The sequence below is a fragment of the Chryseobacterium sp. BIGb0232 genome (genome assembly GCF_024810195.1).
Lineage (GTDB): Bacteria > Bacteroidota > Bacteroidia > Flavobacteriales > Weeksellaceae > Chryseobacterium > Chryseobacterium pennae.
The window spans coordinates 15,922-41,882 of sequence record NZ_JANUEH010000002.1 but is presented as its reverse complement, the minus strand read 5'-3'; the positions used below and the strand labels follow the sequence as shown (position 1 = coordinate 41,882).

At 35.4% G+C, this 25,961-nt stretch carries 25 protein-coding genes; 14 read left to right on the top strand and 11 right to left on the bottom strand.

Features of this window, described 5'->3' with window-relative positions; genetic code table 11:
* The first annotated feature begins 2 nt into the window (after nt 1-2).
* Nucleotides 3-782, top strand: a complete 780-nt coding sequence (locus tag M2372_RS06425; RefSeq protein ID WP_123319599.1) for a 4'-phosphopantetheinyl transferase superfamily protein — start codon at nt 3-5, stop codon at nt 780-782.
* A 337-nt stretch (nt 783-1,119) separates the two neighbouring features.
* Nucleotides 1,120-1,692, top strand: a complete 573-nt coding sequence (locus M2372_RS06420; protein WP_123319598.1) for a ferritin-like domain-containing protein — start codon at nt 1,120-1,122, stop codon at nt 1,690-1,692.
* A 61-nt stretch (nt 1,693-1,753) separates the two neighbouring features.
* Here the strand turns inward: M2372_RS06420 and M2372_RS06415 are convergent, their stop codons facing one another.
* From M2372_RS06415 to M2372_RS06405, 3 genes are all read right to left on the bottom strand, one after another.
* Nucleotides 1,754-2,215, bottom strand: coding sequence for a MaoC family dehydratase (locus M2372_RS06415; protein ID WP_123319597.1), 462 nt, complete (start codon nt 2,213-2,215; stop codon nt 1,754-1,756).
* A gap of 343 nt (nt 2,216-2,558) precedes the next feature.
* Complete coding sequence (locus M2372_RS06410) at nt 2,559-2,753, bottom strand: cold-shock protein (RefSeq protein ID WP_115972392.1); 195 nt, start codon at nt 2,751-2,753, stop codon at nt 2,559-2,561.
* A gap of 76 nt (nt 2,754-2,829) precedes the next feature.
* Entirely contained in the window at nt 2,830-3,522 is a 693-nt protein-coding gene (locus M2372_RS06405; protein ID WP_228455716.1) for a DEAD/DEAH box helicase, read from the bottom strand.
* Between the two features lie 598 nt (nt 3,523-4,120).
* Here M2372_RS06405 and M2372_RS06400 point away from each other — a divergent pair.
* Nucleotides 4,121-4,975 (top strand): hypothetical protein, encoded by an 855-nt coding sequence (locus M2372_RS06400; RefSeq protein WP_123319596.1) that lies wholly within the window; start codon nt 4,121-4,123, stop codon nt 4,973-4,975.
* A 76-nt stretch (nt 4,976-5,051) separates the two neighbouring features.
* Here M2372_RS06400 and M2372_RS06395 read toward each other — a convergent pair whose 3' ends face one another.
* Together M2372_RS06395 and M2372_RS06390 are read right to left on the bottom strand one after the other, a co-directional pair.
* Nucleotides 5,052-5,447 (bottom strand): VOC family protein, encoded by a 396-nt coding sequence (locus M2372_RS06395; RefSeq protein ID WP_228438811.1) that lies wholly within the window; start codon nt 5,445-5,447, stop codon nt 5,052-5,054.
* 134 nt (nt 5,448-5,581) lie between these two features.
* Nucleotides 5,582-7,258, bottom strand: coding sequence for a hypothetical protein (locus tag M2372_RS06390; protein WP_123319595.1), 1,677 nt, complete (start codon nt 7,256-7,258; stop codon nt 5,582-5,584).
* A gap of 485 nt (nt 7,259-7,743) precedes the next feature.
* On the opposite strand from M2372_RS06390, the gene M2372_RS06385 reads away from it, so the two are divergent.
* Nucleotides 7,744-9,402 carry a HAMP domain-containing sensor histidine kinase gene (locus M2372_RS06385; RefSeq protein WP_228438809.1) on the top strand — a complete coding sequence of 553 codons (1,659 nt, stop codon included), beginning with the start codon at nt 7,744-7,746 and terminating at the stop codon, nt 9,400-9,402.
* Nucleotides 9,402-10,055 carry a response regulator transcription factor gene (locus tag M2372_RS06380; RefSeq protein WP_123319594.1) on the top strand — a complete coding sequence of 218 codons (654 nt, stop codon included), beginning with the start codon at nt 9,402-9,404 and terminating at the stop codon, nt 10,053-10,055. Before M2372_RS06385 ends, M2372_RS06380 begins: the two co-directional genes overlap by 1 nt.
* Nucleotides 10,056-10,612: 557 nt before the next feature.
* On the opposite strand, the gene M2372_RS06375 is transcribed toward M2372_RS06380, so the two are convergent.
* From M2372_RS06375 to M2372_RS06360, 4 genes are all read right to left on the bottom strand, one after another.
* Nucleotides 10,613-11,011 (bottom strand): VOC family protein, encoded by a 399-nt coding sequence (locus M2372_RS06375; RefSeq protein ID WP_123319593.1) that lies wholly within the window; start codon nt 11,009-11,011, stop codon nt 10,613-10,615.
* A gap of 115 nt (nt 11,012-11,126) precedes the next feature.
* Nucleotides 11,127-11,813, bottom strand: coding sequence for a Crp/Fnr family transcriptional regulator (locus tag M2372_RS06370; RefSeq protein WP_123319592.1), 687 nt, complete (start codon nt 11,811-11,813; stop codon nt 11,127-11,129).
* 482 nt (nt 11,814-12,295) lie between these two features.
* On the bottom strand, nt 12,296-13,099 hold the full coding sequence (locus M2372_RS06365; RefSeq protein WP_123319591.1) for a DUF4249 domain-containing protein: 804 nt from the start codon (nt 13,097-13,099) through the stop codon (nt 12,296-12,298).
* A 3-nt stretch (nt 13,100-13,102) separates the two neighbouring features.
* Entirely contained in the window at nt 13,103-15,436 is a 2,334-nt protein-coding gene (locus M2372_RS06360; protein ID WP_115972384.1) for a TonB-dependent receptor, read from the bottom strand.
* 325 nt (nt 15,437-15,761) lie between these two features.
* Here M2372_RS06360 and M2372_RS06355 point away from each other — a divergent pair, with 325 nt between their 5' ends.
* From M2372_RS06355 to M2372_RS06315, 9 genes are all read left to right on the top strand, one after another.
* Complete coding sequence (locus M2372_RS06355; protein ID WP_123320110.1) at nt 15,762-16,349, top strand: TlpA disulfide reductase family protein; 588 nt, start codon at nt 15,762-15,764, stop codon at nt 16,347-16,349.
* A gap of 62 nt (nt 16,350-16,411) precedes the next feature.
* Complete coding sequence (locus M2372_RS06350; RefSeq protein WP_123319590.1) at nt 16,412-16,951, top strand: hypothetical protein; 540 nt, start codon at nt 16,412-16,414, stop codon at nt 16,949-16,951.
* Nucleotides 16,952-16,956: 5 nt separating this feature from the next.
* Nucleotides 16,957-17,442, top strand: a complete 486-nt coding sequence (locus M2372_RS06345; protein WP_115972382.1) for an SMI1/KNR4 family protein — start codon at nt 16,957-16,959, stop codon at nt 17,440-17,442.
* Nucleotides 17,443-17,549: 107 nt separating this feature from the next.
* Nucleotides 17,550-18,140, top strand: coding sequence for a hypothetical protein (locus M2372_RS06340; protein ID WP_123320109.1), 591 nt, complete (start codon nt 17,550-17,552; stop codon nt 18,138-18,140).
* Nucleotides 18,141-18,209: 69 nt separating this feature from the next.
* Nucleotides 18,210-18,773 carry a Crp/Fnr family transcriptional regulator gene (locus tag M2372_RS06335; protein ID WP_123319589.1) on the top strand — a complete coding sequence of 188 codons (564 nt, stop codon included), beginning with the start codon at nt 18,210-18,212 and terminating at the stop codon, nt 18,771-18,773.
* Between the two features lie 98 nt (nt 18,774-18,871).
* Nucleotides 18,872-19,261: a RidA family protein gene (locus M2372_RS06330; protein WP_123319588.1), complete on the top strand. Its 390-nt coding sequence runs from the start codon at nt 18,872-18,874 to the stop codon at nt 19,259-19,261.
* 349 nt (nt 19,262-19,610) lie between these two features.
* Nucleotides 19,611-20,426, top strand: a complete 816-nt coding sequence (locus M2372_RS06325; protein ID WP_123319587.1) for a hypothetical protein — start codon at nt 19,611-19,613, stop codon at nt 20,424-20,426.
* A 188-nt stretch (nt 20,427-20,614) separates the two neighbouring features.
* On the top strand, nt 20,615-21,403 hold the full coding sequence (locus M2372_RS06320; RefSeq protein ID WP_123319586.1) for an SDR family oxidoreductase: 789 nt from the start codon (nt 20,615-20,617) through the stop codon (nt 21,401-21,403).
* 169 nt (nt 21,404-21,572) lie between these two features.
* Entirely contained in the window at nt 21,573-25,058 is a 3,486-nt protein-coding gene (locus M2372_RS06315; RefSeq protein ID WP_123319585.1) for a DUF2723 domain-containing protein, read from the top strand.
* 226 nt (nt 25,059-25,284) lie between these two features.
* Here M2372_RS06315 and M2372_RS06310 read toward each other — a convergent pair whose 3' ends face one another.
* Nucleotides 25,285-25,686: a cytochrome C gene (locus M2372_RS06310; protein WP_115972376.1), complete on the bottom strand. Its 402-nt coding sequence runs from the start codon at nt 25,684-25,686 to the stop codon at nt 25,285-25,287.
* Nucleotides 25,687-25,697: 11 nt separating this feature from the next.
* Nucleotides 25,698-25,961: a hypothetical protein gene (locus M2372_RS06305; RefSeq protein WP_123319584.1), complete on the bottom strand. Its 264-nt coding sequence runs from the start codon at nt 25,959-25,961 to the stop codon at nt 25,698-25,700.

Below are 25,961 nucleotides of genomic sequence, written 5' to 3'. Positions count from 1 at the left end.
GTATGGAACCCTATTTTGTGAATGGAAATTTTCCTTTATTAAGAAAAGATGGAGTATATACTATCGGCTATGCGTTCATTACAGGAGAATTTTCATCTTTAAATAAATTAGCATATTTATTAAGCGGAAAGGAAGAAAAAGAGTATCATCATTTCAGATTTGAAAAGAGGAAGATAAGCTATATTTTAGGAAGGGTCTCCGCAAAACTGGCGATTTCGAATCTGTTGCCTGATATCCAATCCAACTCTATAAGTATTGGACATGGTGTTTTTGGATTTCCTGTTGTAACCGGATTATCTGAAAATATAAGAGTAAGTATTTCACATTGCTCTAACCTGGGTGTAGCATTGGCTTTTCCAGAAGAACATCCTGTCGGAATTGATATTGAGCAAATTGACTATAAAAAAACAGATCTTATAAAACAGTTTGTTACGCTGGATGATCATAATTGCTTTCCCGGTATCACTGAAACTGAAGAAGCTTTTATGCATTGGAGTGCTATGGAGGCATTGTCAAAAATTTTAAATACAGGCTTAACTCTTGACTTTAAATTCCTGGCTTTAAATCAGTCCAGACCTCTTACAAATGATGTATGGGAATGTCATTTTAAAAATTTCAGCCAATACAAAGGGATTATGTTTAAAACAGTTACCCATGTGTGTTCAGTTGTTATTCCTGCTAAATCAGAGATGGAATTAAACAGTATAATAAGGTTTAAAGATCATTTGATAAAGGTACTTTCAATGAATATGGAAGGTAATATTCCAAAAAACTGTATATAATACCTGAAGTTTGTGATCTTATTATATTTTTAAAACTCTTTATCCATAAGGATTAAATAAAGTTTAGGCTTTACGGATTTCGTAAAGCCTATTTTTGTGATAAAGTGAGAACCCCAATTGAGATGCTTTCAGAAATCTAATTCCCGAGGAAGCCTTTAAACCTCATATGAATGGATAGAGCTGGATGAGGATCTTTTATCCAGGAACACCATTTAGTCAGCTTAAGAAATACTACTTTTTGAGTCTGACCTGTCCAATTCTGTCTATAAAATGGGGATAAGATAATAAGTGGTATCAGAATTGCAACTATAGGAGTAATCACACTTAATCTAATATTATGGCAACAAAAACAGTAACAAGAAAAACATCTGCAGCCAAATCGGCAACTACTAAAAAAACAGCGAAGACTCCTGCAAAGAAAAATGCAGCAAAGGAACTGAGAGACCTGTTTGAAGATGGAATGAAAGATATCTATTGGGCTGAAAAGGCATTGGTAAAGGCTTTACCAAAAATGTTTAAAAATGCAACAGACAAAAAGCTTAAAACAGCCATTGAGAATCACCTGATGGAAACACAAATACATGTCAAAAGACTTGAAGAGTGTTTTAAATCTATCAAAAAAAGAGCACAGGCTAAAAAATGTGATGCTATGCAGGGGCTATTGGACGAAGGTAAAAGCATCATGGAAGAAACAAAGCCCGGTTCTGTAAGAGATGCCGGAATTATTGCAGCGGCACAAAAGGTGGAACATTATGAAATTGCAACCTATGGAACCCTTGCAGCATATGCAAAGATTCTCAAAGAAAATGTATGTCTTAAGAATTTCCTGGCCACACTTAATGAAGAAAAGAAATGTGATAAGCTCCTGACAAAGGTTGCTGATGTAGGATTAAACAGTAAGGCACTGTAATCCATCATTTCTCATATACTTAAAAAATATCTTCCTTCAACGGAGGATATTTTTTTATTTTCTACTCAATAAAATGATAAAGGAAAACCACATCACCTGTATAAGCAGGCTTAATCTGATTTTTAATCAACAATTTCGCTTCAACAACGGCTTTTACTGTACCCTTAAGGTTGGTGACTGATTTTACTGTGGCTTGCAGCCTCACTTCACTATTTACAGGGACAGCCTGTCCGAACCTGAGATTTTCTATTCCGTAGTTGATTTCCATTTTTACATTTCGTACCGCTGCAATCTGTTTCCAGAGATAGGGAATGAGGGCTAATGTTAAATAACCGTGAGCTATGGTGGATTTAAATGGACTTTCCTTTTCCGCTCTGTCTTTGTTGACATGGATCCACTGATCATCTAAAGTTGCACCGGCAAATCTGTCGATCTGATCCTGATTTATTTCATGCCAGCCGGAAACACCAATCATCTTACCCTCCAGAGATTTATAGTCGTTAAAACAATTTATAACAATCATATTATATTCTTTGTTTTTACAGGAATTTTTTCATGTAGTGAAAAAAAAATTTATACCAATGGCATTACGAATGCCTTTTAATATTTTTTGAATTGTATCCTATTCAAAATACAGTACAAAAAACAGGCTAAACCATAAAAAAGTCAGTTTTTAAGCCCATAAAAACCTCTCACATGGTGTGAGAGGTTAAATGAACATTATAGAAAATAAAAAGTAATCTAACTTGCATCAATGTTCTTTTAAACATTTGGTCCGAATACTGATAGTATATGGATTTTGAATTTGTAAAAATGAAACTGAGGTTGCAAGGTTATTATTTATATACCTTCAATCAGGGTTTCAATTATGCTAACTTAACGTTAATAGCATTTAAACCTTTGTCGCTTTTTTGAACTTCAAAAACTACTTTGTCGTTTTCACGAATTGCTTTTGTACTTAATCCTGAAGAATGTACAAATATATCCTTACTCCCATCTGCAGGAGAAATAAATCCGAAGCCTTTTGCTTCATTGAAAAATTTTACTGTGCCTTGTTGCATTGTAATTATTATTAAAAATTGTATATTTTAATCTGTAACTCACAGATCTTATTTATTAAATTGTCTGACAGCTATTTTAAAGCCTATCAGGTTTTGCATATTCTTTTCCAACATGTCTGATCATTTTTGCCGGTGAAGTTACAGGAACAGCCGTAACTTCTACAGGGTTACTGAGAATTGTTTCAGAAAACTTTCTTACGCTCAATGACATAGTTGAAGAAAAAAACAGCGTTTGTCTTTTCCGTGGAATTAACTGTAAGATTTTTTTTACATCATTCATCAATCCCATATCAATCATTCGGTCTGCCTCATCCAAAACAAATATTTCAATTTTAGACAAGTCAATATGTCTTTGATTGATCAAATCTAAAAGTCTTCCGGGAGTAGCGACAAGTATATCCACTCTTTTTCTTAAGGCAGCAAGCTGACCTCCTATTGAAACTCCACCAAAAATAGAAAGCTGTGATAATGGCAGATACTTACTGTAAATACCAAAGTTATTTTCTATCTGTATTGCTAGTTCCTTGGTTGGAGTAAGTATTAATGTTCTTATTTCTGAGTGATCGGGAGTATATTTTTTAAGTAGCTGTAAAATGGGCATAACAAATGCTGCTGTTGTTCCAGTTCCTGTCTGTGCACATCCTATAATGTCTTTTCCGGCTAAAATATAAGGAATAGCAGTATACTGTATTTCAGTAGGCTTAGCATATCCCGCTTCTGTAACAGCACGAATAATTGGATTGATTAGGTTTAAATTCTTGAAATTCATTATAAAATTCCCCGGCCTTCCGGTAGTTTGTAAACAAATCTGTTTATCAGTATTTGAGTGGGTATATTGTGATAAACAAAAAAGGAATATTCTTGTCGGCTTATCATGGTTTGCTTTAGCTGTAGCAATAAGACTAAAGTATTATTGATGAACCTGCAATAACATATCGCTCCTATTTACAATAGGACTTTTATAACCTTTACTACTTTATTTTGAAATCAAGATTATAAATTGGCAGCTGAAAAAGCAAAACTGAAAGAAAAAATTGTGATTTTAAACTATTACAGAATAGCAAAGGCAGTGGCCTGTTTTATAAATACATCACAAACCTACGATAAATAAAATAAACAATACTATGTTTAATTGGTTGATTATCAAAAATATATTCGTAGCTTCCGCCCGATGCAGATTTATATAAGGATTAAACTGGCTCAAGCCATTATAATTTCAATAATTTTTTGTATCGTCTTCCTGATTAGAAAAACTCTTCAAATATTCAATATTTAAGTTCTATATCATTAAAAGAGATTTGTAATATTATATATTTGTCAGTAGATATTACGAAACTAACTTGAAATAAAACTAATAACACACTCAGATGTTTAATCAGCCATTTATTAAAAAATCAATTCTTACGGCATCAGTATTTTTATATTCTTCTGTTGTACTTGCACAAAAAGCACCATTAAATGTATTACCCTCCGGGCATCTTATTGTGCAGGCTGAAGTAGAAGGGAAAAAAGGAAATTTCATTTTCGATACCGGAGGAGGAATTAATCTGTTCCTGGGAAATTTTCACAAAAACTTTCCTCAGAAAGAATCCTATAACTTTCTAACTGCTTTCCGTGCTACCGGTGAAAAAATGACCGTTCCTATCTTCAAATCAAAAGAGGTCATTTTTAACGGCAAAAAATTTAAAGATATTTGGTATGCTACTCATGATATGGAAATCAAAGGAATTGACGGCTTAATTTCTTTGCCTATGTTTTATGACACGGAATTTATTATTGATTATACCACTAAGGAGATCATATTCCCTAAAGAAAAACTAAATGGCAGTAAAGTGTTGGATATCCAATTAAGTACTAATGCAGACCAGTCATTGGATATTTCAACGTATATTCTTGTCAATGATATTTACAAAATCAATGTTCTTCTGGACTCTGGGGCAGGCAATGATTCTTTCTGGCTTAGTGAACGTCTTATGGGTACTTTGGGGATTAAAAAAGAAAATCTGCAGCTTATCGAAAAGAAAAGTGAATTTGATCCTTCAATTGTCAATAAGTTTTACAAAGGAAGCATAAGCTCCGTTTCCAATTCGTTTGCGAAGGTAGAGAAGCCTAATGTACTTTTTGTGGAGGGATTAATCTATGAAGGGAAGACAAGTATCAACTGGCTAGGGAAGAAACTTGGATTTAACCTTAAAGAAAAGAAAATCTATATTTTAGATTAATTTTTTTAACTTATTGACTGGTCCTAATTGATCTGTATGTTTATTTAGGACTGGTATTTTCTTTTTATACCGCTAGTTATGGCGTCTGTTGTAGATTAAATACGGTGCCTGCGGGGTCTGTAATCCAGTGCATGTTTTCCGGAAGCTCTTCGATTTCGTCACAGGTTTCTACACCATTTGATTGCAGATATTCTGTGGCTTCTTCTACATTAGGAACCGTCAGCTGTAACCATGTTTCTGAATGGGTATAATTATCTACACAGTCTAACCAAATAATATTATTTCCAAACTTCACTTCATGAGTTCGGGAAATTGTAGGATTATCAATCCTTTTTTCTTCTACAGTAAGTTTTAAAATATCTCTGTAAAAAGCAACTGTCTTTTCATACTTGTTTTTCGGAATTTTAATGGCAATATTGATCCCGGCTTCAAATCTTGTCGTCATATCTGATGTTTTTTCAATTAATTTCATAAAGCTATTAAAATGATTCTTCAGTCAGCCTGTCTTATGACAAGATTTGTTAGTTGTTTACTGTTTCTGTACAAAATAAAAAACGGGCTTCCAAGGAAAACCCGTTTTCTGTTTGTAAGGCGATGGACCAGATTTTATATTTTCACATTGATATAATTGATCCAGATCTGTTCCCGGTCTTTAGTGTCATTAAAAATCTGCAGCATGAATTCCCGGTTATATTTTACTTTCTCACTGAAATATAATTTCCCATTGACATACACTTTTACTTTTTCCTTCAGATCCACAGCTTCAGGGGATATGTTTACTGAAAAAGATTTAATATCTGATGTTTCAATCCGGAAAACATTATGGTCATATACTGCTTTTATTTTACCAGATTTTCTTGGGAAATCAAATGCTTTTTTATCAACTTGTTTGGCAATAAGACTGTCTTTGTCATCATAAGCCAGCCATTTGTTTATTGTAAAGTTCAGTTCTTTATGCTGGCGGATTGTCCTGTTTAGAGTATCTAGTTTTATATCGGAAATCCAGTCAATATTTCCATATTTATTATCATCAAACTCCCATGAGATTTCTTTTGGAAACGGATTTCTTTTTCGGTTTTTCAGGTCTTTAAAGAGAATCTGATAGGCAGGTTCCGATTCATTAAATTGAGGAAACCAATGAGGAAATCCATTATAACGGTACTCCTTGTAATCAGCAGATATTCCGTTCATCAGTTTTGTAAAATCATCGTTGGCATTGGGCGGATAGTAGTAATCATTATCTGTTGAGAAATTAATAAACGAGCGGTTTTTAATATTCTCTACAAAAGTTCCCCCTGTAAAAACTTTTGGATAAGTGTTGAATCCATAAAATCCTGAAAATTGTGTGGGCTGTTTCATCAGATAGGAAAAAGAACCTGTTGCTCCGTTCGAATGTCCTGATATAAAAACTTTATTATCATCAATATTTATGGACTTTTTGATCTGTTTAAGCATTCCGGGAATCATAAAAAAACCATGGTCAGACAACATCCAGTTATATTGTTTACTAGCCCTTGGAAAGACCAGAATCACATCATCCGGTTCTGCATATTTTGTATAGTACCTGTTCCAGCCGCCTAAATTCCAATCAGCCTTCTGGTAATCTATCAGTTCATTATTTCTTACCGCACCATGAAGAAAAAAGAGTAAAGAATATTTCTTTTGAGGATTATAATTTTGGGGTAGATGAATAATAAACGAAGTGGTGGCAGAATCATTTATTTTGAAAGCAATAGAGTAGTCGCGATCCTTTTTTGGCTCATAAGGGTTGAAGTTTTTGATTTCTCTGTACAAAGCCTCTGGATTTTCAACTGTACTTAGGGTGCTTTTATGGGTGTGATAAAACTCAGTTTCCCTTTCCTGTAGCTCATTATAGAACTGTTTTTTATATCCGTACGCTTTTTGTTTCAAAGCATTCCATGCCGGATCTGAAAGTAGGTTTTTATATTCTTTTTCAGCATTTTCACCAAAGATATAGCTCCAGCCGGGATAATTGTTTCCGTCATCTTTTATTTGAGAAAGTGGGATAAGATACTGAAATGCCTTTTCATTATTTTTCAGTGTTGAAGCCAATACCGATGCATTATACAAACCTTCTCCGTCTATATTTTCAGGATACATTTTAAATGCTTTTTCATATAGGGCAAGTGCATTTCGGTACCCGGTCTCATCTTTGGCTTCCTCCATTAATTCTGATGCCTTTTCAGTTAATTCAGAATATTCTTTCTGTGCTTTTGCAAAAAAGCTGAACAGAATCAAAAGCAGTACAGTATAATATTTCATAGATATTGTTATCCGGCAAAAATAAAGACAACAGATCAAAAAACTTGTAAAAACAGGAAATTACTTTCGCAAGACAAAAAAATAACCATACAATTTTGGAAACTGAAAATATGATATTGACACAGGTCTGAATCCCTATCAGAACATATTTTAAATATTTTGATGAAACCATAATTTTGCATCTCCTTTAAAAAAATAGATTTACTTTAATGAAAAGCAAAGGTTTTATAGGCTTTTTAATGTAAAATAAGACCTTGTTTTCTTAATTTTATCAGATATTTTATATTATTGAGTAGACAAAAATTAATTTAACTTTGTCAATTGAATAATATGTTACGATTATTAAATATTTATTAATAATATTATATTGTTTAAAACTAATAAAAGAGACTTAAGAAAACAGAAGATTAATTTAGCTGGCAGTAGACATGAAATATAAATTCTTAAATTTTAAATTGAGGAAGGTTGTTCATTACTCATTGATTATGTGTATTTTATTGATACAGGTAATTATAGGCGTATTTTTTTATAATGAGGTTGTCAATGAGAAAAAGTTGCAGTTTATCAAGACACAGCTTGAAGATAGCAGGGCTCTCGGCGGATTAACGGATAATTCAAGAAAGGATTTTATGGATGCCCAGGAGCATCTTCAAAGATATATGGCCACCCAGGATAATAAGGATCTACAGCTTTATTTTGAATCCCTTAGAAAACTGAAAAAGAATTTTGATAAGATCGGGGAGTATGAAAATACAAGCCCAAGACTGAAAAAAAGCCTGGCCCAGAAGAAAATGGATACCCTGAAGGTTACCAAACTGAAAACACTTATAGATTCTGTATACGAATCTTCTCTGAAAGCTCCTGCAAAGATTGAGGATAAACAGTACGAGCCGGAAAAGTATAAGAATGACTTTGAGAACTTCAATGTACAGACCCGTACCTATGCTGATACGATCAAGAAGAAAGGGTTTATGGGACGTTTAAAAGATGCCATTACAGGAAAAGTTAACGTTCAGAAAGAAAGTACAGTCATTACTTTAACAAATAATAAAACGATAGACCTTTCCAATGTAAAGACTGAAATGAATAAGGCTTTGAAGTCTATGGATAAGCATTATGCGGCGGAAGTAAAGAAAGCACAGCAGTATGCCATCAAAAATCAGCGTGAGAATATACAGTTTTACAGTAATTTCAGTAAGCTGCTGGTCTATAGTAATGGATTGATCGATGTATATGAAAATGCGATCAAGGATTTCAAATCTGAACTCGAAAAAGAATATGCCAAGCAAAGCTCTGACAATAATAAGATCAGAAGATATCTGGTACTTGGGCTGATGATTCTGATGTTCATCGTATCTATTCTGATCATGTACTTTACAAGAGTAGCTTTTATCTATGAAAGAAAACTGAATGCTGCCAATAAGGAAATTAAGAACAACCTGAACTTCAAGAACAGGATCCTGGGAATGCTGAGCCATGATTTAAGATCTCCATTGAAGATCATTAATATTTTTATTGATAAGATTTACAGAACAACAGGAGATGAGACAATTAAAGATTATCTGAAATCTATTAAATTTACCAATAGCACTCTGCTTTTACAGTCCAACCAGATTCTGGAATATACAAAGAATCAGGATGCTGAGAAGAAACTTATAAAGTCTGTTTTTAACCTTAAAGATGAAATTGGTTCTATTGTAAAAGTTATTTCTCCTTATCTGGAAACCCGAAATAATAAGTTTGCGGTAACGGACAGGATTCCCGAAGGAATAGTGGTATTCTCTGATAACATCAGAATTAACCAGATTTTTATGAACATTCTTGGAAATGCCAATAAGTATACGGAAAACGGGAAAATAGATCTTGTTATGGCAACAGAGCCATTGGGAAATGATAAAATTACCCTGATCACAACAGTAGGAGATACCGGAGTGGGAATTTCGGAATCTGATCTTAAAAAGATTTTTGATCCTTATTATCAGGGAACTGTTTCAGATGAGGTGGATAATCTTGGAGTAGGACTGGGATTGAACCTTGTTAAGGAAATTGTAGAATTGTTTGAAGGAGAAATTTCGGTTTCCAGTAAATTACACAAAGGAACACAGGTAACATTCAGGATCAATTTAAATATCAATAATAAATAATGGAAATGCCAATTGAAAACAGGGAGATAACATTCCTTTTAGCAGATGACCACAGTATTGTAAGACAGGGAATGGAAATCGTTATTAGTGATATTGCTCCCAATGCTAAAGTGTATCATACTTCATCTTTACAACAGGCTGTGGAGCTGGTAGAGACAAAAGGAATTGAAATTGCCATTATTGACGCACATTTTCCAGAAGGAAACAGTCTCCACATTTTACCAAAATTGAAAAGTGTAAATCCGGATATTAAAATTCTTGTTTTTACAGGACTTGAAGAAGATCTGTATGCTCTTAAATTTATAAAAGCCGGAGCTAATGGGTATCTGAGCAAGCTGAGTGAAGAGGATGAAGTAAGACAGGCCATCTCAGTTTTTATCCAGAAAGGAGAATATTTCTCTGATCTGACAAGAAATTTATTGGTACAGTTTATTTATAATCCAAATGTAATAAGCCCGCTTAGCAGTTTAACCAAAAGAGAGCTGCAGATTGCAGAATTGTATGCCGAAGGATATGGCAATCTGGAAATTGCAAATAATTTAAATATAAAGCAAAATACCGTAAGCACTATCAAAAAAAATATCTTTGAAAAATTGAAAATTGAAAATCTTGTTGAGCTCATTGATCTTATCAAGACCCATCATAAAATATAGATCCACTAAGGGATATTCCGCACTTCTTCATCCATTTTAAATTTTTATCGATAAATATCTATAGAATATCCGATATGTATCTACGGAGTTTGTAGGTGATATTATCCTGCGATGTTGTTACTTTGTAGTATAAAATTTACCAAATGAAATGCGAATGCTTTTTTTTAGTTTTTTCACTTCATGATCACAGGTAAATGAAATAACTGTAAAAATAATAAACTATAGTTATATAAAACACAAGTGATGAGAAAGAATTAATAAGTGATGAGATTAATATAGAAGCGTATGAATGACCTTAAACGTGGATTTCTTGAAAAAACCAAATGATAAGAAAAAAACACAAATTACTATAAAGAAATCCAAGGTGTGGTTACTAGTACAACTAAAAAGGAGGCAGAAAAGCCTCCTTTTTTTGTTTTAATATTCTTGCAGTAAAACCAATGAGAATCTATCTTTAATTGGAAAAAACCGTAAGATAGTAAGCCATTGAAACCTATTGATTAAGTACTATAGTAAATATTTATCTGAAAGTAACTTCTATCTTCCGGCTTCCGTCTTTATTTAAACTTTTGAATAGCTTCCGGACTTACAGGCGTAAAGAAATTAATCAGATTCCCATCCGGATCACGGAACAGGAGAGAGCGATTGCCCCAAGGCATTGTGGTAGGTTCCTGCACAATATGATCTGTCAGATTTTTAATTTTTTCAAATTCAGCATCTACATCAGCCACTAAAAACTCGATAATGGTACTGGTTTGGCCTTTAGATTCAGTAAAATCTTCACCACCAAACATTTTCATGGTATGGGTGCTTCCAATAGCTATAGTAATGGAACCGGTAGGAAGTTCAGCAAAATCTTCCGTATACCATTGTGCATTTTGTCCTATTGCTCTTTCATAAAACTGAACCGATTGCCTGATGTCTTTGGTAATGATTCTTAATGATGTTAATTTCATAATTCTGTATTTAAATAATTGATTACAAAATTAAGAACAGGGTATGACAACAGTCTGTCAGGAGTTTTTTGAAATGGAAACTATTTTTCCTAAATATGGGCAGTTAAGCGGTTTATTAATAAAGGTTAGCAATATGGATGAGTTGCTTAAAGTTAAGAATCTGTATTTTTCTTCCTTCCGATCTGATTAGTTTTTCCTGCTTAAAATCATTGAGAATACGGGCCAGGGTTTCTCTGGCGGTTCCTACCATGTTGGCGAGGTCCACCCGGGATAAAGAGATCAATACCTCTTCTTCCTGTAAGTTATTGGGTTTGTATTTGTCATGCAGGATCAGCAAGCTCAGTGCAGCCCGCTCTCGGACAGTACGGTGAGATAAAACTGCAATAAGATTGGCCATGACACTGAACTCATGGCTTAAAGACTTTAATAACAATCTTGAAAAAACCGGAGATTGGTCAATAATTTCGAGAAAGCTGTCTTTTGAAATAAATGATATGACAGAATTTTCAAGAGTGGAAGTAGTATCTCCATAAGATTCCTGGCTCAAAATAGCAGAGTATCCGAAAAATTCCCCGGAACTGTAGATATAAATGATTTGTTCCCTTCCATCATTATCTACCTTATATTTTTTTATCTTTCCTTCCTTCAGATAATAAATTCCATTGGGTTTTGTGCCATCCGTAAATATCGCCTCGTTTTTGCGGTAGTTTTTAGTTTTCATTACCCTTATAAGTAAATCCTTATCAGACTCAGGCAGCTCATCAAAAAGGTACTGATTATTGAAAATAAATTTTGAGATCATAATTTTTCTACGCAGGCTGTTGAATAAACGTCCAGTTTGTAACTTAAATCACATTTTAAACGGATATAAATCACCAGACTTTCTGCCTGAACGAATTAATTTTACAAAAGTAATAAAATAGATTTTGAATGGGGCACAATACTCGTTTAGGTCTTTATAAGGCAGTGTTTATCCCATTCAGAACTAAAAACATCTTGTAATGAGAATTTTTAATAAAACTCATTAAATGTATACCACCTTACTCATAATAAGGAGGTAAAAGAGCACTGGATAAAAATTTAAGTTGACATGTTTTTCACAGCGATTGCTGGCATTTTTAAATTATTTTTTTTACTTATTTATTTTATCCAGTTGTTTTTTGTGATTCTTTTTTATGATGATCTCCCGAAGCTCCTCAAAAGAGTTCTTTATATAAATTAATAAAAATAAACGGTTATTCCAATACTCTGGAATAACCGTTTTTATTGTAGCCATAGAAAATCCTATTGAATCTGTGTAACAAGAGATCTTACTGTATGTGCTGAGAAATATCCCAAAGCTCCGTTATCGATATTACTTGGCGGATTGGCAGGTGTAACACTCCCACCGTAGCCTTCCGAAATCTTAAGAAGTGCGCTGTAATAAGTGAATACATTAGTGTCGATAGACTGCATTTCAACCAAAATAACATCTCCGGGTACTACTTCGTGATCTCTGCCTTTATTATCATCATTAGGAAGTCCTAAAGTCCATTGATTAGGTAATCCGTTGTTTAAATTATCAGAAAGTACGCTGATGTACTTTTTAGGTAAATTATTGATGGTAAAGCTGAAAAGATAACGGTTGCCCAATTCTGCAGGATCATTAAAAACAGGAAGAAGGGTATAGCTTTTCTTACTTCCGAACATAAAAGAATCCTGTACAAGACCCTCCAAGTCCACAGCCTTTGGCATGGTACTTTGTGCGGTATACTGTTTCCCTTCTGCTAAAACTTTAAGAGTATAGGTTCTTCCCGGTACTCCGAGAAAGGTACTTGTTTTATATTCTCCGTCACCTGTATACCCCAGTGTTTCTGTTTGTCCGGTATTATCACTTAAAATAACCTGAGCGTCTGTAACAGCCGGATATTGATTAGGCTGGGCAAAACCGACAGTCTTGGTGATTTTTACAGTATATGAACCATTTTTATCAGTGACATTTCCTTCAATGACAATGTTTCCGCTCTGGTCATTCAGATCCAGATCGATCTCTTTTTCACAAGAAGTTAATGTAAATGCAGATAATATGATAAAGAATGCTTTTTTCATGATTTAAAATTTGAAATTGTAAGTGATGTTAGGTACCCAACGGAAAAGGGAAGTCTGCATGGCGCGGGTGGTTCCCGGGTTGTTTGGATTGTCTTCGAAAGTAATGGTGTAAGCATTTTCACGGCCATACAGGTTATAAATTCCGAATGTCCATGATCCGCGGAAACGTTTATTTGATTCCGGTTCGTAGGTCGCACTAAGATCCATTCTGTGATAAGCAGGCATTCTGTCAGCGTTTCTGTTGTTGTATTGGAATACAGTCTGTCCGTTCAGTTCATATTTTCCGACAGGGAAAGTCACTGAATTTCCTGTACTGTAAAGGAATAATCCAGAAAGAGTCCATTTTGAATTAAGCTGATAAGTGGCTACTATGGAAAGATCATGAGTTTTGTCCATTCTGGCGTTGTACCATTGGTTATCATTGATTCCGTTGATCTTTCTTTCTGTTTTGGATAACGTATAGGAGATCCAGCCTGTCAGCTTTCCGCTTTTCTTTTTGGCGATAAGTTCCAGCCCGTAAGCTCTTCCTTTCCCGAAAAGCAGTTCACTTTCTACATCTTCAGCAGTACTGAATCCGATCTGCGCTCCGTTTTTGAAGTCGATCTGGTTTTGCATAGATTTGTAGTAGACTTCTGCGTTCAGTTCATAATTATTGTTCTTGAAGTTTCTGCTGTAGCCAACACTGATCTGATCTGCTATTTCAGGCTTTACAGAGTAACTGCTTCCGATCCACTGATCAGTAGGATTTCCACTGCTGCTGTTGCTTAAAAGATGAAGATTCTGGGTATTTCTTGAATAACCTCCTTTCACACTGCTTACCTCATTGATGCGGTAATTTGCTGTAATACGCGGCTCCAGGTTCGTATATGTTTTTCCGAATTTACCTTTTTCTAAATATTGACTTTCCGAAAGTTCTCCATTTTCATAGGTATTGAAAGTATCTCCACCCAATACACTGAATAGAGAAAGTCTTAGTCCATAATTAATGGTAAGTTTTTCTGTTGCTTTGAAATCATCATTGATATACAGAGCATTTTCCCATGAATATCTCGGATTTCTTGAATAAGAATTCACAATCGTTCCCGAAGCACTGCTTGGAGTAAGTGTATGGTAAATAGACTGCAGACCGAAGCGTACGGAATGTTTGTTTCCTGCAAACCAGGTAAAGTCCTGCTTAAGATTCCAGTCCTGTATCTTTGAATTTAATTTGAACTCACTCTCATTATTTTTCAGACCGATTTTATAATCATAATTACTGTAGATTAATGAGGTATTCGAGAACAGTTTACTGTTGATGATACTGTTCCAGCGTAACGTTGCCGTAGTATTTCCCCAGTCGGTTGAGAAAGTATCTCCCAGTCCCAATACATCCCTTCCGAAATATCCCGAAAGATAAATACGGTTATTCTCATTGATCTGATAATTGGCTTTCAGGTTGAGATCATAAAAGTATAACTTATTGTCTTTGTAGTCTTTGGAAGATTTAAGAAATAGGTCGGCATACGTTCTTCTTCCGGATACAATAAAAGATGATTTTTCCTTCTGAAGTGGTCCTTCTACACTCAGCCTGCTGCTGATCAGTCCTATTCCTCCGTTAATATTGTAATTTTGATTATTTCCGTCTTTCATTTTCACATCCATTACCGAAGAAAGACGTCCTCCATACTGGGCCGGGCTGTTTCCTTTGATAATACTGGCATCCTTCAGAGCATCACTGTTGAAGGTACTGAAAAAGCCAAGCAAATGCGATGCATTGTAAACAGGAGCCTCATCCAGAAGAATCAGGTTTTGATCCGTAGCACCCCCACGAACACTGAAGCCGCTGCTTCCTTCACCGTTACTTTTAATACCCGGCAGAAGCTGTATGGTTTTCATAACATCCTTTTCACCAAACAATACAGGAAGCTTCTCTATATTTTTGATATTTAATGTCTCAGTCCCCATTTGAGCACTGGAAAGATTTTTATCCTTCTTGACTCCGGAAACCACCACTTCATCTATGGTATTGGATTTTTGCTCTTCCTGATTGAGGAATAAATCCAGCTTTATGTTCTGATCTACTTTGATCTGCTGCTCAAAATCTCTGTAACCCGGATAGGAAATGATGATGGTGTGATCTCCTTCCGGCAATGATAGTGAGTAAAACCCATATTCATTAGCTACAACACCTATTGAAGGATCATCGCTTACTTTTACCGTTACACCAATCAGCAGTTCGCCGTTTTTTTTGTCTTTCACTGTTCCGCTTACAGAACGGGTTTGCTGCTGAGCCATCACCAGAGTGCTGAAACAGAGCGCAGCGGTGGCTGCGGTAATTTTGAAAAAAGATATTTGCATTAGTTTTTGTTAAAGTAGTAGATCTCTTCTATAGAACTGAGTTTATTGATTAGTTGAATGAATGGAAAATAAGTTACACACAGAAGCTTTATTATTTGAATAAATTAATTTCTGATTCGTCTTTTTTATCGACCTTCATTAAATCCTGGGCAAATATAGCAGAACTTATGTAAAACATATTAATTATCTAGACTAATTGTTCTATTTTTTCTTTCGGTTATAGAAATATAGAAGATAGATTGTATTTAATCGCACTAAAAATTTATATTTTTGAAAATCAAATTTTTAAAGTGAAATCACAATTCATATTATCAGAATGAAAAGTATGGGAGATTTAAAAAAATGGATGAGGGCTCATTGGTCTACAGTGATCATGACAGTTTTACTGATCATTGTATTGATTAGTCCTGACGCCAAAGCATGGCTGATGAGACAGGTGGCATCTACAGGAATTCTTAATTCCAGTATTTCTGAATCTGTGGAGAAATCAGGAAGTAAAGCTGCTTATACAGGGCTGATGCTGAAAAATGAAGACGGAATCCTTATTGATCCCTCTCATCTGAAAAATAAAGTTGTCTTTATCAACTTCTGGGCATCATGGTGCCCTCCCTGCCGGGCAGAGTTTCCATCAGTTGAAAAACTCTATAATAAGTATAAGACTCATCCGGATATGGTCTTTCTTACAGTAAACCTTGACGATAATCCTGCTCTGGGAAAAGCCTATTTAAAGGAAAAAGGATTTACGGTTCCTTTTATAACTCCTGCAGGGACTATTCCGGGAGAACTTTATAACGGTTCATTGCCTACTACTGTTGTACTGGATAAAAAAGGAGAAATCCGTCTTCATCATACCGGAGTGGCAGATTACAGCAAAGATTCTTTTTATCAGGAGATTGATTTATTACTGAAATAATACCATAAATATTCTTAGGGACTGGAGAATTGCTATATTGGGCTAATGTTAATGAATAAGACATGAATTTGTACACCTTATTTTCCTTTCATCCGAAGGAAGACTTTTACTTTTCAGTGATTGATAAGCAGGGAAATATTTTTAATAAATTTCAGCTTCCCGAATACAGGGAAACGACTATTAGAAATAATAGCATTCCTATTAAAGAAGAGTTTACAGATCAGCATTGTTTGGATTTGAATGACTTTTTAAAAGGATATGATATTTATACCTGCTATACAGGTGGAGTAGGTGATTTATTTTCTGAAAAAGCAGTGGTAGCTTTAAAAGAAGAACTTCAGGAGGAAATTGAATTTATTCCCTGTATGCTGAAAGGCCAGCTTATACCTGTCTATGCAGCTTTATTCCTGAAATCAGCTCCTATTGTAAAAGATTTTGAAGGAATGGGTTTCAGCTTTGAAGATATCCCGTTGCCGGATATAAAATATGCTGTTCAGGATGAAAATAAAGGAATTAAATTTGTTACTCAGGCTTTTATAAATCTTGTAAAGAAGTATGACCTGAAAATTGAATGTAAACTGAGAACTCATGATAAAGCATAGCAATAATGTCATTTAAAATACGATCCATTGAAGAAATAGTAGCTGAAATTTTAAAGGAAAAAGGGAACGTACAGAATTTTCCCAAAACCATTGATTTTCCTTTTCCCGAATATTACAAAAAGCTGGCTCCTTTAATCAAAACAACAGAGATTGCATCGGAAGCTATTTTGTATAATGCTGTTGAAGCAGTTAATCAAAATAAGGAATTTATACTGCCTGATTATTGGTGTTTTGCCGGGAATGGACAGGGAGATCAATGGTTTCTGGATAGAAATGGAGTTGTTTTCTTTTATGATCATGATTATGATGAAAAATTACAGTCCATGCATATCAATTTTGAACAATGGCTGCAGATGGCACTCATTATTCAGCAGTTGGATGTGTACTTTGAGGAGCATAATGAGATTTCAGAATCTGTGAGACAAAGGTTTTATGATGCATTGAATGTTATCCATACTAAGCTGGGTGAAAATTATCCTTTTGAAACTTAACTTTAGCATGAATAATGTTCTGAAGGTTGTAATGTATGGGGATATGGACTATTTTTGATTCGAAAGAAAGTTATTTAAAAACATCAATACCATTTTTTATATTTCTTATGAATGTAGACCAATTGAAGGAAAAGGCACAACCCATGATCCGTAAGGCACAGGTGTTTGTTTCAGCCAATGATTCCAATGAAATCATCGCTTATGCGAATGAAAACGAACCAGTTCGTTTTCTGATAAAACATTTAGATCAATGGATGGGGATTACGGAAGAGCAGGATGAATTCAGCTTTTTACCGATTGATATAGAATCGGTTGATTTGCATACATACACTGCTTTAACAGAAAAAACAATAGAAATTTACCCACCATTTGAGACATTAATGCATTATGGTGATGAGGAAATTCAGAAATGGATTACCGAAAATGATGGTGATAAGAATGACTTGTTCAGCTTATTTGCTTTTGCCTCCGATGAATACACAGATATCTGGATGGCTTCTCATCCTATCTATTCCAACGATGGGATTTTTGCTTATCAGGGTGGTTGGGCAATGACCTGGCCGGAAGATGATGTTCCTATGCAGTGGAATGAAGATCTGGAGTTCCTTTTTCAGATCGGATTACAAGATGAACCTTTTATAGAAGTATTCTATGACAAAAAGAACTCTTCTTATATCTGCGTGGAACGTAATACATAAAAAAGATGGATGAGCCGCTGTAATCTTCCTCGTGAAAAAACAGTATTTTTATATCCTAAGAAATAGAATATGCCTGACCGGTTAAGAGTTCATATCGAAAAAGTACTTCCTCTTAGTGATGAAGAATTTGAATATATATCTTCCTGTTTTACCTATAAAAAATATAAAAAGCATCAGTTTTTAGTACAGGAGGGAGAGCTTGTACCCTACAATTACTTTGTCCTGGAAGGTCTTCTGAAATTAGTATATACTGATGATACCGGAAAGGGACACATCATAGGATTTGCAATGGAAGACTGGTGGGAAACCGATTTTCCTGCTTATTATCAAAGCAAAAAAGCAACCATGTCATTGGAATGCATAGAAGATGTGGAAGTATTATGTCTTACCCTTGAGGATTACAGAAAAATATGCAGTATTCACCCTAAAATGGAACATTTCTTTCTGGAAAAAGCCTATATGGGATTTATTTCTGCACAACAACGCATTATTTCTACTATGACTACCGGGATAAAAGAGCGCTATGAACAGCTCTTGAAGAAATATCCGTCTCTCGTACAGCGTGTCCCAAAATCATTACTTGCAGCTTATCTGGGAGTTTCCCGGGAAACCTTGAGCCGTTTACCAATATAAACTGTGACCTTTCTCACTTGATAATCGTGATTGCGGTCACAGAATTTTGCCATACCTATTCTGCAATTTTGCACAGTAACGTATAACAAAATTCAACAATGAAAAAAAGAATTATAAACCCATGGAAATGGCAAAATGAGAGAAGCTATGCACAGGCTGTAGAGGTAAAGAATGTAGAAAGTACTTTATACTGCTCAGGGCAGGCAGCCATTGATCCGGATGGTACTTCCAGTAATGAAGATATGAAAAGTCAGCTGGAGCAGGCAATAGCAAATCTTGAAGAAGTAATTACAGCAGCAGGGTATGAGTGTAGAGGAATTGTAAGATTAAATATCTATACCACTTCAACTCAGGAGTTATGGCCTCATTTTCCTGTTCTTCAGGAATGGATTGCAGCCCATAATATTGAGCAAGCAGTTACGATGCTTGAAGTCAATGGGTTATTTGAAACCTTGAAAGTAGAGCTGGAAGCTACGGTAGTTCAATAATTGGCAGAATCAATTTTTAAATCACAGCCTTTGAAGTATTTAAAGGTTGTGATTTTTTTATGAACATAAAGTTAATTTTTTGCATTTATATGGATTTATTTATGGGTTGTATTTAGTTTAATACGATGCCTTAATTCTTTGTTTTTATGATTTATTGGTATTTTTTTGTTTATATTATTGTTGATAATTATGTATATATGTTTAATTATTAATGAATAATTATCATTATATTTGTTAATCCATACATGGTGATTTGTTTAAAGTCATTATTAAAATTGTATTTAATTAGATTTTGCATTCTCAATTTCAGACAATATATTTTTAATAATAATCAGAAAAATAATTTATTATGAAACAAGTACACATCTTTTACTTTTCAATTCTTTTAATAGGGCATTTTTCTTTCTTAGATGCCCAGGTAGGTATTCAGACCTCTAATCCACAAGGAGTTTTTAACATTGATGCAGCCAAAGATAATCCGGCTACCGGGGTTCCATCCACTGTCCAGCAAGCCAATGATGTCGCTGTAACAGCAGCAGGAAATATGGGAATTGGCATTACAGCGCCCACCAACAAATTACATGTCAACGCTACTAATCCGTTACGGTTGCAGGGGGTTACTGCCGGGAATACGACTACCGATCCCTTAATGGTCATTGATGCTAGTGGTATTGTAAAAAGTATTGGCACATTAGGAGCGTTATCTATTCCCAATCCGGCGGTTTTCCGACTGGAAACAGCCCAAGCGAATTTTTTACAGGCGCAGGGGGCTGGGGGTTCACAGGTCGTTCCTATGTCTGTCATTAAAAACTCTATTTCGGGAATGAGCTTTAATGCAGGAACAAGCACAATTACTTTTCCGGCAGGAACTTATCAGATTACCTTTGTGTATGAAGCAACACATAACGCAACAGGCTGTAATATCAGCTCATACTTTATAGACTTTCCTCTCAATTCCGGAACAACCAGAATACATAGTACAGCTTCCCACGTAGAAGGAACCCTTTCCAATCATGGTGGAGCCGTAACTTATGCTACGACAGTTCCTGCGAATAGGACATGGACAATAACGCTTGGGAGAGGACAATCTGGTAACTGCGGAGGAGCAGGGATGAACCTGGCAGCAACATCTACTCAGTTGTTGGTTTTCCGAATCGGAGATTAGTTCTGTATAAGTTCCCATATCAGGTATTGTAATAGCGGAAATTCTGATAACACAAATATAACACTGGCGTCAGTCGGTGTTTTTATTATATATCAAAGGTTGTAATTATACTATTCTAAAGACAAACTTTTTTAGAATTCAGGTTTTTCTTACCTTTATATTGTTTAATTTCTAATCATTACTGAACAATGGATATTCAACTTTTTTCAAAAAATGCACTGGTAGGAGGAGCTACGCAGGGAATAGGAGCAGGAATAGCCATTGAACTGGCAAAATGTGGAGCCAATGTTACCATTATGGCCCGCAACGAAGCAAAGCTTAAAGACTTTATGGCTTCATTACCCATTGTAGGTCCTGAGCAGAAACACCAGTATCTGGTGGTTGATTTTTCAGATTTTAATAATTATAAAAAGAGTATTAGAGAATACTTTAATACGAATTCTATAGATATTTTGGTGAATAATACCAATGGTCCGGAGCCAGGACTGGCGCTTGAAAAAAACACTGAAGACTATCAAAAAGCCTTTGATCTTCTTTTTAAAACGGTTTGTGAAACTACTTTACTGGCTCTTCCTTATATGATTTCACAGAAAAAGGGGCGTATCATTAATGTTTCTTCACTTTCTGTAAAAGAACCTATCGGGAATCTGGCACTTTCGAATTCTATCCGTTCAGCTGTAGTGGCATGGGCAAAAACTCTATCCAATGAAGTGGCTCAGCATCATATTACCGTGAATAATATTCTGACCGGGTATTTTGATACAGAACGTATTCAGAAGCTGGTGAATCATGAAGCAGAGCAAACCAATGCGTCCTCAGATGAAATAAAAAAAGCCCGTGAAAACAAAATCCCGATGAAAAGGTTCGGAAAACCTGAAGAATATGGCCATCTGGTAGCTTTCTTAGCTTCAGAATATGCGTCTTACCTTACCGGAACAAGTATTCCTCTGGATGGAGGACTGAATAATACATATTAAAATAGAGTTGGACACTGGAAGTTACCGCCAGGCTAAATATTCAATGAAGTTATTTTATACTCAAAAACGTCTCGTTTCCAGTCTGATTCATAATTTTATTAAAAAAAATCACAGGTTGATGTAATGTCTCTTTACCATCAGTTGTCATATTAATATTGGAAAATATGATATGAAACACTGGACTTTTAAAAAATGGAACACCGTACTGGGATGGTTCCTTTTCGTTATTGCATTAATTACTTATTTCTCTACGATGGAGCATTTTCTGAGTTTCTGGGACTGCGGGGAATATATTTCTTCAGCGACTAAGCTTGAAGTGACCCATGCTCCGGGTGCGGCCTTATTTCAGATTGCAGGAGCTGTAGCCGGAATTTTTGCCTTGGGAAATACTGAAAATTATTCAATAGTAATCAATGCAATGTCAGCACTTTTCAGTGCATTGACGATTTTGTTCCTTTTCTGGACCATTACGCATTTTTTAAGAAGGCTTTTAAATAAAGATTTTGAAGACATTACCAGGCACCAGGAGATTTCAATTCTGTTTGCAGGTGCTATTGGAGCTCTGTGTTTTACATTTTCAGATACATTTTGGTTTTCGGCGGTAGAAGGAGAAGTATATTCAATGGCTTCTTTATTTATTGCCCTTGTGGTCTGGTTGATTACGAAATGGGAAAACGAATATAAAGCTGCTGACAGTGAAAGATGGATTATTCTTATTTTCTTTATTCTCGGGCTTTCGGTGGGAGTACACATGATGTGTATGCTGGCTATTCCAGCCGTTTGTCTGGTGTATTATGCCAGAAAATATACATTTAGCTGGAAGAGTTTTATCTGTGCTAATCTGATAACACTTGGTGTGCTTGCATTTGTTTTTAAAATTATTTTCCCATTGATTATGACAATGTTCGGACAATTGGAAATTTTCTTTGTGAACGGTTTAGGACTTCCTTTCCATTCCGGAACTGTTGTCGCTTTTATTTTGATGGCAGCCATTTGTTATTTGATGATTAAATATGCGGGGAAAGCAAAAAGAAACATCTATCAGACCATTGTTTTATCTGTGGTGTATATGATAATAGGCTTTTCGTGCTGGATGGTTATTCCGATCAGGGCAAATGCCAATCCGCCAATGAACCTTAATAGTCCTGATACGGCTATCGGAATGAAGGATTACTACAACAGAGAGCAGTATGGAGACTGGCCAACAATTTATGGGCAGAATTATACAGCCGCCCTTGACAGAAAAGGGTTGGAAAAGAATGAAGATGGAAGTTACAAAAGGAAAATAACCGGAGATACTTATGAAAAGGACGAAAAAACAAAGTCTTACAGGAAAACAGGTGAGAGGTTTAGCTATGTCTATAATAAAGCCCATATAAGCTTTATGCCAAGAATGTTCAGTGAGGACAAAGAAGTGATGGCTAATTATATTTCAATGTACGGAGCTCCGGATTTTACATTCAACGATGGTAATGAAGATGTGGCAGACAATCCGCAGGCTAAGCAGATCTTTAATGAACTAAGGGCAAAATATGAAGATGATTCTATTACAGTAGAAGATTATATGAAAGTAAAACCTTATGATCTTATCAATGTACAAAAGCCTTCTTTTGCCCAGAATATGGATTATTTTATCTCCTTTCAGAACGGGTATTATTTTGTAAGATATCTAATGTGGAATTTCGTGGGAAGACAGAATGATTTACAGGGACATTTGGAAAATACCCATGGGAACTGGATTTCAGGATTCTCTTTTATAGATAATGCTTTATTGGGCAGTCAGGATAATATGCCGGCTAAGTTTAACAATGAAAGTACTGTAAGATTCTTTTTTCTGCCACTTATATTGGGGCTAATTGGTTTCTTTTTCCAGCTGAACAGAGATTTTGGAAGATTCTATGCGATTCTTTCACTGTTTGTTATTACCAGTATTGGAATTGTTTTTTATACAGGTGTGAAACCTTTTGAACCAAGAGAAAGAGACTATGCAATGGTAGGTTCGTTTTATGCTTTTGCGATCTGGATCGGACTGGGTGCTGGAAGTATTCTTTGGTTTATTCAGTCCAAAATAAAATCTAATACAGCCAATATTGTACTTGGAGTAATCCTGTTGGGAATTCCTTTCATGATGGGCTTCCAGAACTATGTTCCACACGACCGCAGCAAGAAATCGGCTGCTTATGATTCTGCCCATTCCTTTCTGGCATCACTGCCTAAAAACGGGATTGTTTTCTGCTATGCTGATAATGATACTTATCCGGTTTGGGGCCTTCAGGAAACGGAAAGGTTCAGGGATGATGTGAAAACCGTAAATTTTACCATGCTGGCCACTCCATGGAATATTGATCAGGTAAAAAGAAGAACCTACAATGCAATGGGAATTCCGGGTGAATTAAAACATGAAGATTACCGGGATGGGGTAAATGACCAGGTATACCTGATGAAAAAAGAAGACTGGGAAGGGATATTTACCATGTTAAAAGAACAGGGAGCGCCCGATACAGAATTTCAGGAATTTAGGAAATTCCTGACTCAGGATTCAATGACGGTAAAAGAGGCTATCGGGTTTCTGAAATATAAATCTCCTGCAAAAGACGAGCTCCTGAAAATGTATTTCGGGGAGAAAGAATATGAAAGATATAATATTATCCCGGTCAATAAATTCATTCTTCCGGTGAATAAAGACAATGCTGTAAAGTCTGGTATCATTAGTCCGTCTGATCTTGCGGATACTGTGGATCAGATTCCTATTAATTATGAAGCGAATACTCTTTATAAAAGTCATCTCATTATGCTGGATATACTTGCAAATTTTGATTGGAAACGCCCAATCAGCTTCTCATCAGGAGGAATGTATGACAGTGAAAACATCTTTTACCTTGATGATTATCTTCAGTTTGACGGCTTTAGTTATAAGCTTGTTCCTATCCATACTCCTCAAAGTCCTGATGGCGACAAAGGCAGGGTAGATGCTCATTCGTTGTATAACGTGGTGAAAAATTACAAATGGGGCAACTTTAAGGATCTTAGCATCCATTATGATGATACGGGAATATCTGATATTATGAGCTATAGAATGTCCGTGAGCAGGGCAGTTTCTGCATTGATTGCGGTTGGTGAGAAAGCAAAAGCTTCAGAGTTGCTGGACTTTGTAACGAAGGAAATTCCTGCTGAAAAATACAATGATCCCCGTTCATTAAGTTCTATTGTTACGGCTTATATTGTTGCAGGCCAGGAAGAAAAAGGACTTCAATTGGCTAAAAATCTTAAGAAAGATATATTTTCTGAATATGACTATTATTTGGGACTTTCTCCTAAATTCCGGGCTGCAGCCAGAAGACAGATGAGATCTAAGCCCATGGAATATAGTCTTGTTGTTTCTGCAGTAACGGAAGCATACAGAAAACTGGGACAGAATGAAAAGGCTCAGGCTTATCTTCTAAAATCCGTGGAACCAATAGATAAAAAGTTCAATATTTTTATCAGCAGACTCCAGCAGATGGATAAAGAAAAAGCAGCGAAGGAATCTGAAAAAGTTCAGCAGATAGCTCCTTTTTATCAGTATTTATTCAATGTAATGGAACCTTTTGATTCTACTTATGCAAAGAAGAAGGAAGAGCAGATCACTACAGCAATCATTAAAGCTACACAATAATAATCATTAAGATCAGACAGGACTTTCAGAATAAGGATTTTGTTTTTATAGTTTCGTTTTAAAATCTTTTGATTTTACCTTATACGATTCTGAATCCTGTCTGCTTAATGGTCTTTTAATAAAGAGGCTGTTTCAAAAGTATTGTTTTTTACTTTTGAGACAGCCTCTATCTTACCCGTATTTCAGATAAGTAAAAAAAATAAACGAACAAACAATATAATGATAACTATAAACTGAAATTGGTAACCAGATAAAATGCTCCCCATGCTGCAAAAACAAGCGCAATGATCCATACCCAAACCGGTATGGTACGTGGATTTTCACTTCCTTTGATAATAAAGCTCTGGTTCTTTCCTGTATCATAGGCATTAAGCATTAAAGGAAGAACACCATTTACAGTTTCCTGGTCAGAAAGCCCTTCCAGGTGAATAATAGGACCGTTCCGGACATTGAAATGAATAATTTTTAATCCTTCTTTATTTCCAAACTTGCTGATTATCTTTAAAGTATGTTCTCCATCTGTAAGCTTGGTTGTATCCAGATTAAAAACGATAGGAGTCTGAAGTTCAGCAATCGGGTCAGGTTCTTCATCTATATAAAGAAAAACGGTGGCATTGTGCTTTCCCATTTATTTCAGATTTAAAAATTAAGGACATTATTTTTGATATGCTTCTTATTCTTTTCGCCTGGTTTGATCAGAAACTTCAGCGAATAAAATAGGGTAACCAGTGTAAACAAGGCCATTCCACCCACGATGAACCAATCCCAGCCGGATTCAGGACCCGGGCCGTGGGTGAAATTTCTTGTGATTTTAGGCTGTTGTAGTTTACAGGCATCACAGGCCTGAAAATAGTTTGTCCATAATATCAGTATTGGCAGTATTATATAATGTATCTTTTTCAT

Bases quoted from the DNA above. Each gene is read 5' to 3' on its own strand.
- M2372_RS06425 (WP_123319599.1), top strand. From the start codon at position 3: ATGGAACCCTATTTTGTGAATGGAAATTTTCCTTTATTAAGAAAAGAT.
- M2372_RS06420 (WP_123319598.1), top strand. From the start codon at position 1,120: ATGGCAACAAAAACAGTAACAAGAAAAACATCTGCAGCCAAATCGGCA.
- M2372_RS06415 (WP_123319597.1), bottom strand. From the start codon at position 2,215: ATGATTGTTATAAATTGTTTTAACGACTATAAATCTCTGGAGGGTAAG.
- M2372_RS06410 (WP_115972392.1), bottom strand. From the start codon at position 2,753: ATGCAACAAGGCACAGTAAAATTTTTCAATGAAGCAAAAGGCTTCGGA.
- M2372_RS06405 (WP_228455716.1), bottom strand. From the start codon at position 3,522: ATGAATTTCAAGAATTTAAACCTAATCAATCCAATTATTCGTGCTGTT.
- M2372_RS06400 (WP_123319596.1), top strand. From the start codon at position 4,121: ATGTTTAATCAGCCATTTATTAAAAAATCAATTCTTACGGCATCAGTA.
- M2372_RS06395 (WP_228438811.1), bottom strand. From the start codon at position 5,447: ATGAAATTAATTGAAAAAACATCAGATATGACGACAAGATTTGAAGCC.
- M2372_RS06390 (WP_123319595.1), bottom strand. From the start codon at position 7,258: ATGAAATATTATACTGTACTGCTTTTGATTCTGTTCAGCTTTTTTGCA.
- M2372_RS06385 (WP_228438809.1), top strand. From the start codon at position 7,744: ATGTGTATTTTATTGATACAGGTAATTATAGGCGTATTTTTTTATAAT.
- M2372_RS06380 (WP_123319594.1), top strand. From the start codon at position 9,402: ATGGAAATGCCAATTGAAAACAGGGAGATAACATTCCTTTTAGCAGAT.
- M2372_RS06375 (WP_123319593.1), bottom strand. From the start codon at position 11,011: ATGAAATTAACATCATTAAGAATCATTACCAAAGACATCAGGCAATCG.
- M2372_RS06370 (WP_123319592.1), bottom strand. From the start codon at position 11,813: ATGATCTCAAAATTTATTTTCAATAATCAGTACCTTTTTGATGAGCTG.
- M2372_RS06365 (WP_123319591.1), bottom strand. From the start codon at position 13,099: ATGAAAAAAGCATTCTTTATCATATTATCTGCATTTACATTAACTTCT.
- M2372_RS06360 (WP_115972384.1), bottom strand. From the start codon at position 15,436: ATGCAAATATCTTTTTTCAAAATTACCGCAGCCACCGCTGCGCTCTGT.
- M2372_RS06355 (WP_123320110.1), top strand. From the start codon at position 15,762: ATGGGAGATTTAAAAAAATGGATGAGGGCTCATTGGTCTACAGTGATC.
- M2372_RS06350 (WP_123319590.1), top strand. From the start codon at position 16,412: ATGAATTTGTACACCTTATTTTCCTTTCATCCGAAGGAAGACTTTTAC.
- M2372_RS06345 (WP_115972382.1), top strand. From the start codon at position 16,957: ATGTCATTTAAAATACGATCCATTGAAGAAATAGTAGCTGAAATTTTA.
- M2372_RS06340 (WP_123320109.1), top strand. From the start codon at position 17,550: ATGAATGTAGACCAATTGAAGGAAAAGGCACAACCCATGATCCGTAAG.
- M2372_RS06335 (WP_123319589.1), top strand. From the start codon at position 18,210: ATGCCTGACCGGTTAAGAGTTCATATCGAAAAAGTACTTCCTCTTAGT.
- M2372_RS06330 (WP_123319588.1), top strand. From the start codon at position 18,872: ATGAAAAAAAGAATTATAAACCCATGGAAATGGCAAAATGAGAGAAGC.
- M2372_RS06325 (WP_123319587.1), top strand. From the start codon at position 19,611: ATGAAACAAGTACACATCTTTTACTTTTCAATTCTTTTAATAGGGCAT.
- M2372_RS06320 (WP_123319586.1), top strand. From the start codon at position 20,615: ATGGATATTCAACTTTTTTCAAAAAATGCACTGGTAGGAGGAGCTACG.
- M2372_RS06315 (WP_123319585.1), top strand. From the start codon at position 21,573: ATGAAACACTGGACTTTTAAAAAATGGAACACCGTACTGGGATGGTTC.
- M2372_RS06310 (WP_115972376.1), bottom strand. From the start codon at position 25,686: ATGGGAAAGCACAATGCCACCGTTTTTCTTTATATAGATGAAGAACCT.
- M2372_RS06305 (WP_123319584.1), bottom strand. From the start codon at position 25,961: ATGAAAAAGATACATTATATAATACTGCCAATACTGATATTATGGACA.